Origin of the sequence: Escherichia marmotae, assembly GCF_002900365.1 — a bacterium.
Lineage (GTDB): Bacteria > Pseudomonadota > Gammaproteobacteria > Enterobacterales > Enterobacteriaceae > Escherichia > Escherichia marmotae.
In genome coordinates this window covers 1669915-1683861 of sequence record NZ_CP025979.1, presented here as the reverse complement: position 1 = coordinate 1683861, position 13947 = coordinate 1669915, and the positions used below count along the sequence as shown (strand labels likewise).

The following is a 13947-nucleotide window of genomic DNA, read 5'->3' as shown; positions in this document are numbered from 1 at the left end:
TTAAATTTTGTTTAAACGTTAATTAAATGGCTTTTTTACGTCTGTTCTGTTCCAGAATATCCAGCGAATAATTCAGATATTCATCACGCTCAGTTTCGTATTCATCATCACGCTCCTGATTCTTCACCCGTTCCGTATTACCGGAAGGCCGGAAAATACCAACAATTCGTGATTCTGGTGCTGCTGGTTCGGCTATCTGCGGCAGCAGTTCAGCAACTTCCAGCGCGTCCATTTGTTTCTGCGCCTTAATGGCTGCTTTAGTTGCAGATTTCAGTTGTTTCTGGCGGCGGCGATATTCACGGCCTGCCGCAGCATCATTAAATGCAACAGGTGCCAGACATTCCGCTTCACAGATAAACCGACCGTCCAGGGTGTAACAATAAACCGTGCTGTGTAGCTGCTGCGGATCAAACCTGACCACAACTTTTTTCACGCCTTTAAGGGAGCCGCCAACTTTAAGCGTAAACTCGCCTTTGCGTGAAACGTTCACCGCCTCGGCAGGCAGTAACAGCATCCGTTTTTGTTCTTCGGTTGGCTTACGCACAATCGTTCTGGCGTATTCACGCTCGAAAACATCATCAAACGAGAGTTTGCCCCCGCACATTTCTGTTTCACGGCCTGTTCTGGCATTGAACATCGCCACACCTTCGGCAAGGGTTTTCAGAAACAGCTCTGCATCAACAGCGCGGTCGCCATAGTTATCAGGTTTTGCCTGCGGATTTGGCCCCGTATATGCGCCAGCCAGTGCCGGATGCTTATCAACGTATTCCTCAAGCCCACCAACACCGAAAGCACGTTCAACAGGTTTTGCCTGGCCCCAGCCTTTACCGGCAACAACGCTTGTCCAGTGCATTTTCGCACCCATCAGTAAAAACACCCCCTTTGGATCGTCTTCTTTCACCTTAAAGCGGTAGCGATTGGGCGCGCCTCCCGTCAGCCATTTATTCGCAGCACCACGGGTGTTATCAATGGTGATGTGAAAATCCTCCGGGATACCGTAGCGAGTCACAACATCCATGAACGAGAGGCGAATTGAATCAATGTTCTCGCTCACATCGCAGCGCCAGCCCAGAATTTTTCGGGTTTTCACATCCTGCCAGAACCATGTTTTCGGACGGATCACATCACCGTTAAACCAGCGTACAAAGACGTTATGCAGATAACCGTCGCCGTTGATCCACTGCATGGCGTCCAGGTGTTCCACAGTTCGCTGCTGTGCCGGTATCAGATGCATCAGTGCATGTTCACCTTCACGACAGGCAACAACCATTGCCTCGTCCAGTTGCTGAATCCGGCGAAAGGCCGTGGCACGGGAGGGAATACTCCAGCCATGCTCGCGGGCTGCCAGTTCCAGACGCTCATAACATTTGCGGAAGGCGGGCTTTTCCGGTCGCAGATAATCTGCAATCAGAAACTGCCAGGCATCCTCGTCAAATTCACTTTTGTGAACGTTGCGACGGGATGCACCACGTCCATCAACAAGCGCAGCCGCCCAGTCAGGCTTCGCAAACTTCTGTACCTGGTAATACTTGTCCCGCAAAGTGGATGCGCTGACCTGGTAATGCCCTGCAACGGTCGCAAAAGCCGTTTTTGTTGAAATCCCCTAGTTCAGCATTTCGTCTGCAGTCTGAACCGCAGGCAACCATTTTTCAGCAAGTCTGCGCTGGGAATCGCTGGCGTTATCCCATTTGCTCCACAGTGCCTCACGATCATAATCATGGGCTTCCAGCGTGGGGCGGGCGATTTCAAAATACCCCTGACTTGTTTCAATTCTCCCTTGTTGCAACAGAATTTCAGCACGTAATGCGACAGGGAATGATTTGATATTGAATTCAAATGATACACCTTTAGTCCCTGCAACCTGCCTAAACTCCCAGCCTTCTCTTTGTGCCTTACGTGTAATGTTAGTGGCTTGCTTTGGTAAACCTGCCAAACCGAGCAACTCTTTTGCTGTATACCATTCTTTCATAGCGCACCTAGTATCGAGACGGCCAAATATCTTGCGGTGTCATTCCCAGTGCATCTGCAATGATTTTCTCCGCTTTCGGATATCTCTTATCCAAAGCATTTTTTAATGTTGAAGACGAAAGATGATTAGATCTTCCCAATTCAGCTAGTGACATATTGCGTTTTCGTAGCTCTGCAACGATGTCAGCTCTGTGCCAATCTTGGCGGTTAGTTCTTTTATTCATATGCATTTCATGTAATCCTTTCAGATTCCCCCGTGAGCTACGCTATAAAGTAGCTCACGGCATATCGTGCAATGTAGTGTGGAATCACTTTCAAATCAATAGGGATTTGAATGGATTTATCATGATTTCATATAACAGTATGATTTTTATATGAATTTATTTTGTCTCTATTGAAATCACTAGGATTTTAAATGATATCTTTTGAAATCAAAGAATGGTTTAATGCGAAAGAGCTGGAAGGGATGCCTGGTGTACCAAAGTTGGCGACTAACATTACCAGGAAAGCTGTGGCGGAAGATTGGGTAAAACGTCAGCGTCACGGTGGGAAAGGTGTCGCTTATGAGTATCACATCAACAGTCTGCCAGAAGAAACACGCAGGGCCATTAAAGGAGCCTCACTTTCTGATAAACCAGTGCATACATCAATCGCCCATACAGTTGATGAGAGGCTGATTTATGCAATGAGCTTCTTAACACCAGATGAGCAGGCCGCAGCTGTGGAGATCATTCGTGTAGCAGGGATTAAAGGACTTATGCCTACAATTGTCAGTAAAGATAAGGCATTAGAGGCATTAGGGATTACTGTGGAGCAACAGAAAACCCTGCAAACTCTTCAGGCATTACCACCGGAAAAAGTAAGAGAGATTTTGTCTCAGTATGAAGGCAAAGAACATAATTTCCCTGTAAGAGAAAACGATGTAAAGAAAGCTGTATAACAACCAGGTAATAGCTAAGACATAAACTTCACTCCAGGTAATTACATATGTAAGATACCCAAACAGTGATGATTGTTTTTGACACACATCACTTGCTGAAAGCCTGGTTGTTACCGTTTTTGAAGCATTTTTGAAGCTGTACTTGAAATGATGCGTGAAGTAATTGCTTTTCGTGTCTTTAATGAATCAAAAGCTGTTTCCAACAATCTTTCGCGTTTCAAGATGTAACGGCTAAAATCTGTCCTACAGGCTTGCAAGCCCCACTAAATCTAATCCCGCCAAATCCCGAATAATCCAATGTCCTCCCGGTTTTTTTCGTACTTCAAGTGAATCAATACATCCGGCGCGTGGAAGCATTGGCGCAGCAGATATTATGCTCGCATCACACGTTGGCCTGGTGATGATGGGGGAATGGAAAGCGCGGGTTAATGGCGTGGAAATGAGTGGTGGCGATGCGCTGGCGAAAGTGGGGCTTAAACCACTGGTGCCGCAGGGTAAAGATATGCTGGCGATTTTGTCGAACAACAGCGTTGGCACGGCGTATGCGATTGAAGCGGTACGGTCGGCACGCCAGTTGCTGAATGTCAGCCCGGTGGTTTTCGCTATGAGTCTGGAAGCGTTGAATGGTAACGTCGCGCCGGTACTGCCGCAGTCGATCGACGTGCGTCCTTTCCCGCAGTTGGCTGATTCCGCGAAAGAGATCCGCGATGCGTTAATCGGTTCTTATTTATGGCATAAGGATGACAAACGCGCATTGCAGGATCCGTTATCGTTCAGAACAACGGTGTATACCCTTTCTGAGTCGGTACGTGCGCTACATGACGCAGAAGATATCATTACCGTGCAGATCAACAGTTCTGACGATAACCCGGCAACTGTGCTGAATGCTGATAAGGCGTACCAGGATTCCAGCCAGGTCGCGCAATATTTTGTTAAAGATGGCGCAATCAGCGGCGGGATTTTCCCGACGGCAAACTTCGAATCGTTACCTGTTGCGCTTGCCACCCAGCGTCTGACCGTGGCGTTAGTGCATGTTTCGCATAACAGTATGCGTCGCTCGCTGCACCTGGAAGATGATCACTTTACGGGTTTAACGCGCTTCCTGTCGGCACCTAGTAATAAAGGTCACGGCTTCGGTTCGCTGCATATTCCTTTTGTCGCGCTGCATGCAGAAAATGTTGATCTCGCCAATCCTGTTTCTTTCGATATTCAACCGGTTGCCGGAGGCATTGAAGATACCGGTGCCAATAACGACCATGCAGCCAGAAGACTGAAACAGGTGGTTGATAATTTGAACATTATTTATGGCATTGAATTGATGCATTCCGCGCAGGCAATCGATTTGCGGTTGCAAGCCGATCCACAACTGGCATTAGGTAAATCAACAAAAGCGATGTTTACCGCCTACAGAAAAGTCGTGCCATTTGTCGAGCAGGATCGCATCTTTACTCCGGATATTGCAGCATCGCAAAAATTCTTAGAAGGATATGCGATAAATCAAAAATAAAATCGGTGTTGGTTGTTTATCATAATATCTATAGATATGATAATTATCAGTTTAATAGTTTTTCTTAATATTGATTATAATAATCCGAAGGGCGTTTTGCTTTTCGGATTATTATTGCCTCATTAAGGTAATTGCCATACCGAACGTGCTGGGTTATAAATATCAATCATGATACTTATAAATTATTTATTGCTGCTTTGGTTACCATTACTTAGTAATAAGTAATGTATTTTTGATAGTTTAAACTATTTTTAAGGGACGGCATTATGAGAGGAAAAATACCCAAAACGGAATTGCTGGTGACTTTTGAGGTAGTCGCACGTCATGAAAGTTATACCAGAGCAGCAGAGGAGTTGGCGTTAACCCAAAGTGCAGTATTCAGACAAGTTAGCGCACTGGAAGAGTTTTTACATATATCATTATTTGCGCATTCTAAAAAAAGAATATTCCTTAATGATGCCGGTAAATATTATCTGGGAATTGTTAAAGAAACATTGAATAAACTGGAACGTGACACAAATACAATCATGACCTGGCAACCCACGGTTCAGGTTATTGAGCTTGCTGTCAATCCTACCTTCAGCACGCACTGGTTGATCCCCAATTTACGTGAGTTCAATAAATTGTATCCCGATATTATTGTCAATATCCACTCATTAGCCAATAACGGGGATTTTCTTAATCGGGAATACGATGCTGTCATTATGCGCGAAAATTTTTGCGCCCCCTGGTCGAAGGTAGAATATCTCTTTGAGGAAGAGATTCTGCCAGTATGCAGCGGCAGTTTGCTTTCACTGCCCGATCAAAAGCTGTCCGTTGCAGAACTACTTAGTGAGCTACCTCTTCTGCATCAGAGCACCCGTATTACTGGCTGGGAAGAGTGGTTTGCGCTATCGGGCGTTAGCAGTCCGCTGGTCAATAATGGGCCGCGTTTCGATTTGCTTTCGATGCTGATTGCCGCCGTGCGCTCTAATCTCGGCGTGGCATTGCTGCCGCGGTTCGCTATCCAACACGATTTAGATAGTGGTGATATGGTGATCCCGTGCGATGTGCCCATTCTTACCGGTAATCGCTTCATTATGACGTGGCGGGAAGAGAAGGCTGAATATCCGCACTTGCAGCTCTTTCGTGAGTGGTTGCTGGCAAAATCGGTGGTGCCGGAGGAGATGTAAACCTACGCCTGGCGAAATGCCAGGCGCAGATATTAACCGTCGAGACCTGGTTGTGCCTGATGGGGCAATTTTGCAGTGAGGCGTTCACCTCTTCAGTATCCAGAAAATGGTAAGCCAGCATAAAGATCAGCTCACCCAGCACGACTAAAGCGTAACATTCACTTTCATTAATGCCCCGCAGGGCAACTGGCACAGCGGTGTTGCTGCTCAAACTGGCTAAAGAAATTATTGCCTTTATCATCCACCAGAATGAATGCGGGCAGATTTTCAACTTCCATCATCCACACGGCTTCCATGCCCAGCTCCGGGTATTCCAGACAGCGAAGGCTTTTGACATATTCTTGCGCCAGTAACGCCGCCGCACCGCCAATACTTCCCAGATTAAAGCCGCCATGTTTGTGACAGGCATCGGTGACCTGCTGGCTGCGGTTGCCTTTCGACAACATGACCAGACTGCCGCCCGCTGCCTGAAAGGTATCGACATAACCGTCCATTCGACCGCCAGTGGTTGGCCCCAATGAACCGCAGGCCATGTTTTCTGGTGTTTTCGCCGGCCCTGCGTAATAGACAACATGATGTTTCAGGTAATCCGGCATCGGTTCACCGTTATCCAGTCGCTCTTTAATTTTTGCGTGGGCGATATCGCGCGCCACCACGATTGGCCCACTTAACGACACGCGGGTGCCGACCTGTAACGTGGCGAGATCTTGCATCACGTCACGCAATGGACGATTCAGATCGAGATGCATATGATGCGTGCGATTTTCTTCCCGCATTGATACAGGAATATATTGCCCCGGATTATGTTCGAGTTTTTCCAGCCAGATACCGTGTTTGTTAATTTTGGCCTTAATATTGCGATCGGCGGAACAGGAGAGCGCCATGGCAATTGGGCAGGAGCCGCCGTGGCGTGGCAGACGAATAACACGAATATCATGAGCGAAATATTTGCCACCAAACTGAGCACCAATACCAAATTGCTGGCTGGCGTCGAGCAATGTTTTTTCCAGTTCAACATCGCGGAATGCTTGTCCCTGCTCGTTTCCGCTGGTGGGCAGATTATCGTAGTATTTCGTTGAAGCCAGTTTGGCGACTTTTAACGCCTGATCGGCAGAAAGTCCTCCGACGACAAAGGCGATATGGTAGGGCGGACAGGCGGCGGTGCCCAGCGATTTCATTTTTTCAATTAAAAATGCGGTCAGTTTTTCCGGTTGCAGGAGAGATTTTGTTTCCTGATAAAGCGCGGCTTTATTGGCGGAGCCTCCCCCTTTATTAACACACAGAAAATGGTATTCGTCGCCGGGTACGGCGCTGATATCAATCTGCGCCGGGAGATTGGTTTGGGTATTCATCTCGGTATACATATCCAGTGGCGCATTTTGCGAAAAACGCAGATTATTTTCCTGGAAAGTGCTGTAAATACCTTTGCTCAGGGCTTCAGCATCATTGCACCCGGTCCAGATATGTTGTCCCTTGCTGGCAACAATCGTTGCTGTGCCTGTGTCCTGACAGTTGGGTAATATTCCCTTTGCCGAGACCTCTGCATTTCGCAGTAACTGCAAGGCCACGTATTTGTCATTACTGCTGGCTTGCGGATCGTTAAGAATGCTGGCGACCTGTTGCAAATGAGCAGAGCGTAAGAAAAAAGAGGCTTCATAAAATGCCTGTCGGGCAAGCAACGTTAACGCGTCAGGGGCGACTTTTATTACGTCTTCACCGTCTAACTTCGTTACCATAATATGTTGATCGCTAATTAATTTATATTCTGTACCGTCTTTATCTTGCAAAAACGGATCCTGCCAGACGAATGGTTTAGACATGATCTCTTCTCACGTTGTGGTTATTTTTACCGAATGCTAAGACAGGCCATTTTTCCAGCAGGAGCTGGATGTTTATATCACGTTGTCATTCGGTATTTACTTAAGCATTTTTTGTTTAATTACGTGTGATTTTTAGAGGGATGTAGTTCACCCGTTATTTAAGATGTGATAATACCAGCATGCTTCGCAATTTATTTTAGTGATATATTTAGATAAATGTACCTGTCATGAATAAATCTGTGCAGGTACATTTATGAGGTTGATAATCTAAACAATATTAATTATTAAATATCAAAATGAATACTTAATAAAGGTGCGTGTTGCTGTGCACCATAAACATCACTATCACCCACATTTCCGGAGATAATATCTCGTGGCATGACGATTTTTACTGCATTAGAAGGATCAAACCAGACAATACGATGAATAAATTCAGGTTCAACATGATATAAGCCAGCCACCAGTTCTGGGGTTAATTGCCCAGATGATTTAACTCGCTCATAGTTTTCTTTCGTTTTAAATAAAATATCTAAAACCAGTTCATAGGGTCCGGCGTTTTTGGAGCGGATCACCTGCTCCAGTGAACGAATTGACTGTTTCATGCCTGAATTCCTTCCGGCGTCACCTGTTCGATGTGGAAATCAAAACGCAGTGCGTCGTTGGCTTCAATCAGGTGATAGATCGAGAACTCATATACCGGCCCAGCCTGTACATCTGAGGGCGAGAACGGGAAGGCGAGGTTACCTGCGGTAGCGATGCGATTTTCATAGCCATAGTGCAACATGGTTGAACGCACCAGCGAGCAAACGCTATTGGCAATCTCCTGAGTTGGCGCGACGACATCCAGCAGGATCCCCAGTTCGTGTCCGGCAGTTTGCGTGGGTTCATGAGCACCCATGACGCCATTTTTTCCGTACAGGTGGAATGTAATGCGGATGCTGTCATCGTCCAGCGAAAGGTTACTCGCTACGCTTGCTTTCACTTCTTCGATAATTTTGTCGATCCCGGCAATCATAATAGGATCGCGGGTCCCGGCAATGGTCAGGCAGCGGAAGCCAACCCGACGGGCGCCTTCCAGTTTCAGGGCATACGGCGTTTCTTCATGTTTTGAACCGCTGACATACACTTCGCCATCATTGACCGCTTTAAATGTACAGCTCTTTAGATTCAGTACGCCGCCAGGTCCAGGCAGGAAGTACGGATCAGATTTCTCATACAACGTATGCGCGGCGGCGGACGTTTCGGTAAATTTACGCTGTGGATTAAATGTCTTCAGCGTAAAGCCGTTGTCGTCAATGATACCCATTGCACAGTCTGAACCGGAGCCAGGCGTTGCGGCAATGGCCGCGCACTCAAGGATTTTCCCGCAGTGCAGCGCCAGCCCTTCGTCAAACCCCTGCATGATAGGCAGTGCGGCAAAGCAGGCCGGGTCGTAAGCGCGCCCACCCAGAACCACCTGAGCGCCTGCTTTCAGCGCCCGCTGGAAAGGCTCGATCCCCATTTGCGCCACAATGTAGGTACTTTCGTCGATTGCTTCATGGGTTAATGCCGGGACAAAATCCAGCGCCGTGATTTTGCCATTATCCAGCGCTTCGTGGACGAGTGCTTTGTCGACGTCAGCAGGAATCAGCGCCATCGAGAACGAGAGTTTTTCTTCTTGCGCAATTTCATGAATAATTTCACGGCACCACTCCAGATGTGGGGCCGCGCCGGAGCCGCCTGCCGTACCGATTACCACCGGAATGTTGTTCTTCACGCCAGCGGTTATCATGTAACGCAGGTCGCGTTTGACGCCCGCCCGGTCGGTAAAGGCTTTACCCGCCCCCAGGTAATGGGGACCTGGGTCAGATGAACCGGCGTCAACGGCGATCAGATCCGGAGATTCTTCCATCGCCTTATTAAAACTTTCTTCCGGGAAACCATAACCAAGAATGGCTGTTGGCGATAACACTTTGAATTTACGAGCCATCTGTTATCCCTTAGCCTGCAACAGTGCGATAGTACGATTCATTTCGTTGAAGACGATGTTGAGGCCTTCGTCGAAACCCATCCCTGGCTTGACCAGCATACGCATTGGGCGTGCGGCCAGCGCAACGTGCACACAGGTGCGGGCGCTGATCTCTGTTTCGTTGCAGGTGCCGCCCTGGTAGGCTTCCATCCCGTGTTTGTTGCAATACAACACTGCGTCAACGATGTTATGAACACCGCCAAGATCCGGCGTTTTAATTTGCACCATATGACAACTGCCTGCATCGGTGAAATCAACGATATCCTGGTAGGTGTTACACCACTCGTCAGCGACAATTTTCACGCCGGAACCGAGGCGCGTCAGCTCTTTGGTGATGGCGGTTAACAAGCGAATTTGATCAGGTTTATTACCGGCATCGACAGGACCTTCAATGTACAGTGGCAAACCTTGTGCTTCGTCTTCCAGACTGGCGATGTATTGGGCGCAGCGCACCGGATCCATATCGAAGATCAGACCGATAGTGCCGTAAACGTCAATGTGCAGGGTAGGGCGATAGCGTGCGCTGGTGCGTTTGCCCAAAATGCGATCCGCCAGCCAACGGATATATTCGCGTAGTTTTTCACCTTTATAGCCCAGCTTCTCTTCAACGTTATTAATCAATGCATGTGGCAGGACATCGACGCCTTTAAGGATCATTTTATCCACAGCGATGTAACGGTCGTCACCGCTTTGACCAAATAACGGAATGGATTCCGCTACGCAGGGTAATTGCCATTCGGCACAAACGACCTCGGTTTTCAGGCGACCGGTTGCCAGCGCGGTGGCGTCAAGTAATGCCTGCGATAAACCATAACGCACGGCAGTGTGCAGCAGGTTGCCGTCAATACGCAGTTTGTCGAAGAAACGGGCATTCGGCAGGAATGCGTCCACATCGCGGCCTTCCAGCAAAGGTTTGATATGCGTGTTGAGGAACGGAATAAAGTGTTCAGCAAGGAATAGTGGATCGCGGCCACCGGCTCCGGAGTATTGAACAGCAGCACAGTCACCGACGGCGACGGCACCGTTTTCCAGAATCAACTGAACTGAAACGCACTCCCCGGCCTGGCGCACAGCGCTAAAACCGGGCGTTACTGGCTCCCCGGTATAAAAAAAGCCGTCATGACCCGCTCCGTTTTTTATCGCCTGCTGGTCATCGAAATAGAACGATGAGTAACCAGCGGTGAAAAGGGCCTGTTTTATTTTCATTATGGTCTTCCTATTAATTTGCTGTGGGATACGGCATTGATGTCATCTACAACCATCTGGAATGTCGGTTGGCGTCCTTCAACGCGTGCGCGTTCGGCAACGTAATCGTGGTGGAGGTCAAGAATCTCTTTTGGCAGAGGAACGGCTCCGGCTTCAAGTACGCGGATAGCCCCGGTGTTGTCACGAACCGGAAGAAGTTTGCCCGCGTTGCAGGCGGCTGGCGCAAAGGGTACATCCAGTACACCCGCTTCAAAAGCCAGCACTGTACCGCGCGCGATATCACCATTGCCCAGTTCGAACACTTTATTCAGGACGGCACGAACTTCACTTTTAATCAGCTCAATTTCCAGTTCAACCACAGGGCATGGCGGGAATTTTTGATCGCTGACCATATTGAGCATTTGACGGGAGGCTTTCAGCCCCTGCACGTTGGCGGCGGCGGTAGGTATACCCCATGCTTCATGTGGGCTTTTGGTGATAACTTTAGTTGCGCCCGACATGCCTGCTACCGCCGCGCCCCAGGAGATAATGGCGAACGCTTTCGATTCGTCTTCCGGAAAACCGCCCATCCACTGGTGGAACACCGTACTTAACTCGTAGTCCGTATAACCATTGTTTTGGAAGTATTCGTGCGCGAGTTCACGTAGAGACCGGATCGCCGCAATATCTTGTGTCAGGCAGCCGACCTGGCCATAACCAACAGTGATAGATTTTACGCCTTGTTCCAACGCCAACAGGCCCTCGATAATCGAAACAGAGTGCGAGATAAATGGCGGGATCAGCGTTCCAGTCAGTGGGCCAAATGGTTCGCGGTTGATACGAATGCCATGTTCTTCATACAACCCCATTAAGCGGTCGCAGTACTGCCAGTCGCGGATAGATTTTTCCAGCGTTACACGTTTGGCATACGGAATATTGTAGGAAATGCCGCCGCCTTCATAACTGGTGAAGCCACTGGCCATTGAGATTTCAGCCAGCAGGCGCGCATCTGGCGTGCCGTGGCGGATCTGTAACGGTTTTTGCAGGGTTTCGGTCAGACGGCGGCACGCTGCGACACCGTGGTTAACCACCGGTAAACCGTTCAGTTTAGATGTTCCGGCTTCGATGGACTTCTTAATTCCCACCGCCGCTTCTTCGTAACGATTCAGACGGGTGTAGGCATCAATGGTGCTCGGCAGCAGATCGCACTCTTCTTGTAGTGTTTTCAGTAGTTCAATGTGTTCGTCCATCAGCGCCACGCCAGCGCGCGGCTGGCTAAGTGTTTTACCTTCCAGGTCTGCTTTCAGCAGGGCAAGGGAGAAGCGTTTATGTTCAGGAATGGTTTGTTGGTATTTAACGCCATCTTCGAATTTTTCAACGTCCTTGCCAGTTTCCCAGGTTTTCAGTACCTGTTGCCGCTCGGCCATGAATTCGTCATGGGTTAATTTCTTGTTTCGAAGTTCCATTGGTTGCTGCCTTAATTGTTATAGGGTTAAGCATTGAATACTGGTGAGCGCGGCGGCTTGCGGGTCTACTCTGGCGACGTTTGCCAGCAGTGGAAATAGCCCCTGTGAATCACGGTAATATTCAAATTGAGTCGGTAAGAGAATGCGTTTGCCGTCGTCGTTTAACTCGCGGTACTTCAGCCAGTGATGAATATCAAACTGGCTGGCGCGCGACAGCCATCCACCGGAGCCGATGACTTTGTGCACGGTGGTAAGGTCGCGTCCCATTTGTAAATCAACATTACCGACGCAGGTGCAGACTTCTTTTTTGGTGCCCGCATGACGTTCTGTGGCGTAACCCACGCACAGCCCGGCCAGCACAGCATCGAAATATTTTTCTTCTGTGTTAGCGGGTAAGTATTCGGGATGAGCGGCCAAATGACGAAGGTAATGATAAAAAGCCTCCTGCTGCACGGGTTGCTGAGCAAAGATCATATTGACTAAGTCTTTTGCGTTTTCACCAACCACCGCCGCCGAGACGCGCATCCCCAGATCGCCTTCTACGGTTCGTTTTATGAATGGTTCTGGTACGCCGTGCAAAACGGTATCTGGCGCGAGATGATTAATGCAGGCGGAATAGACGTCGGTGGTTGCGCCGCCCATGTCGAGAAGAATGAACTCTTTCCAGTGACTATTTACATTGCTGATGGCCTTTACCAACTCATAGACCGTCCACGGTGTCGGCATCGGTTCTTCGCCCGTTTCATCAACAATGACATCCAGCCCTTTTCCTTTAACAATACGTTTGAGAAAAATGTCGCAGATGGCCTGACGCGCGGCCAAAGGGGTTGGATGGTCAAGGTCAGGCAGGACGTTATCGACGATAGTCAGCTCTTTATGCCCAAGGATGGCTTGCACTTCATCCTGAATATCCCTGTTTCCGGCATAAATAATGGCTCAGTCGAGTTTTGATTCTGCCAGCACGCGGGCGTTATTCAGTCCGTAACTTTCTTCACCGCCGTCGGTGCCGCCGGTGAACAACAGGATGTCTGGCGGTGTCTCTTCCAGCGCCTGAATATCACGGCGGTTCAGCTTGTAGGCGTAATATTGCGTGATTTTAGCGCCAGCAGAGTGAGCGGTTACTTTCGCAGTTTCCAGGGTGATAGAAGGCACTAACCCCATTGCAGCGACCGCCAGTCCCCCTTTGGCTGAGGAGGAATACTTCAATGCAACCTCACCGCAGTTTAACAGGGGGAGGGCATTATCTACGTTTAACACCTGGTTCAGGCTGGAGAATAAACCTTCCGCCAGATGGTGCGTGGTGGTTGGAGTCAGAACGTGGTTAACCAACGTTAACGCGTCCCCCTCCCGAGTGAAGAGGGCTGCTTTGGTCCACGTCGATCCAATATCGACAGAGACAATTTGCATCAGATTGCCTCTTCGAGAATGTGTATTTCTACGCCATGACGTTGGCTGATATCGTTGGTCATCAGTTGGTAGACATCTTCTAAGTCATGGCTGGGTGCGAAGACGCGATCAAAACCCATTTCTTTGAATTTGATTTCCACGTCAGCGAAGTCATGTTTACCCACCACCAGGTTACCGCCCACATAAAGCAGAATGTCACCCAGCCCGCGCTCGATGCAGCGTTCACGCATGCCCAGACAGTCGATATCGCCATGACCATAGATAGAGGAAACCACAATCGCGTTAGCGCCAGTTTCAATGGCGGCATCAATATATTCGTCCTGGCTGACCATAACGCCCAGATTAATGACCCTGAAGTCATGGGTGGTAAAAACACGATCCAGAACTTTATTGCCTACTGCATGGCAGTCAGCGCCAATAACGCCAATCACAAGTGTTGCTTTCTTCATGGGTAATCCTTTGTAAGACAGAGAG

General features: G+C 48.7%; 10 protein-coding genes and 2 pseudogenes. 3 read left to right on the top strand and 9 right to left on the bottom strand.

Going from position 1 to position 13947, the window contains the following annotated elements; genetic code table 11:
• Window positions 1-22 precede the first annotated feature (22 nt).
• Window positions 23-1969: pseudogene (locus C1192_RS08745) on the bottom strand (transposase domain-containing protein).
• Between the two features lie 7 nt (window positions 1970-1976).
• Entirely contained in the window at window positions 1977-2198 is a 222-nt protein-coding gene (locus tag C1192_RS08735) for a helix-turn-helix domain-containing protein (RefSeq protein WP_000551058.1), read from the bottom strand.
• 185 nt (window positions 2199-2383) lie between these two features.
• Between C1192_RS08735 and C1192_RS08730 the strand changes: the two genes are divergently transcribed.
• From C1192_RS08730 to C1192_RS08720, 3 genes are all read left to right on the top strand, one after another.
• Window positions 2384-2908, top strand: coding sequence for a MerR family transcriptional regulator (locus C1192_RS08730; protein WP_038355575.1), 525 nt, complete (start codon window positions 2384-2386; stop codon window positions 2906-2908).
• Window positions 2909-3281: 373 nt separating this feature from the next.
• Window positions 3282-4415 (top strand): aromatic amino acid lyase, encoded by a 1134-nt coding sequence (locus C1192_RS08725; RefSeq protein ID WP_077784581.1) that lies wholly within the window; start codon window positions 3282-3284, stop codon window positions 4413-4415.
• 266 nt (window positions 4416-4681) lie between these two features.
• Window positions 4682-5587, top strand: a complete 906-nt coding sequence (locus C1192_RS08720) for a LysR family transcriptional regulator (protein ID WP_001214252.1) — start codon at window positions 4682-4684, stop codon at window positions 5585-5587.
• 167 nt (window positions 5588-5754) lie between these two features.
• On the opposite strand, the gene C1192_RS08715 is transcribed toward C1192_RS08720, so the two are convergent.
• The 7 genes and pseudogenes from C1192_RS08715 to glmS form a co-directional block, all read right to left on the bottom strand.
• On the bottom strand, window positions 5755-7407 hold the full coding sequence (locus C1192_RS08715) for a class I fumarate hydratase (RefSeq protein WP_077784582.1): 1653 nt from the start codon (window positions 7405-7407) through the stop codon (window positions 5755-5757).
• A 284-nt stretch (window positions 7408-7691) separates the two neighbouring features.
• Complete coding sequence (locus C1192_RS08710; protein WP_038355578.1) at window positions 7692-8009, bottom strand: DUF4387 domain-containing protein; 318 nt, start codon at window positions 8007-8009, stop codon at window positions 7692-7694.
• On the bottom strand, window positions 8006-9376 hold the full coding sequence (locus tag C1192_RS08705) for an acyclic terpene utilization AtuA family protein (RefSeq protein ID WP_038355579.1): 1371 nt from the start codon (window positions 9374-9376) through the stop codon (window positions 8006-8008). Before C1192_RS08705 ends, C1192_RS08710 begins: the two co-directional genes overlap by 4 nt.
• Before the next feature lie 3 nt (window positions 9377-9379).
• Complete coding sequence (locus C1192_RS08700) at window positions 9380-10621, bottom strand: methylaspartate ammonia-lyase (RefSeq protein WP_000695017.1); 1242 nt, start codon at window positions 10619-10621, stop codon at window positions 9380-9382.
• On the bottom strand, window positions 10621-12066 hold the full coding sequence (locus C1192_RS08695; protein WP_038355580.1) for a methylaspartate mutase subunit E: 1446 nt from the start codon (window positions 12064-12066) through the stop codon (window positions 10621-10623). Before C1192_RS08695 ends, C1192_RS08700 begins: the two co-directional genes overlap by 1 nt.
• An 18-nt stretch (window positions 12067-12084) precedes the next feature.
• Window positions 12085-13473, bottom strand: a pseudogene (gene glmL / locus C1192_RS08690) (methylaspartate mutase accessory protein GlmL).
• Window positions 13473-13922 carry a methylaspartate mutase subunit S gene (glmS, locus tag C1192_RS08685; RefSeq protein ID WP_038355581.1) on the bottom strand — a complete coding sequence of 150 codons (450 nt, stop codon included), beginning with the start codon at window positions 13920-13922 and terminating at the stop codon, window positions 13473-13475. The pseudogene glmL and the gene glmS overlap by 1 nt, the downstream one beginning before the upstream one ends.
• Window positions 13923-13947 lie beyond the last annotated feature (25 nt).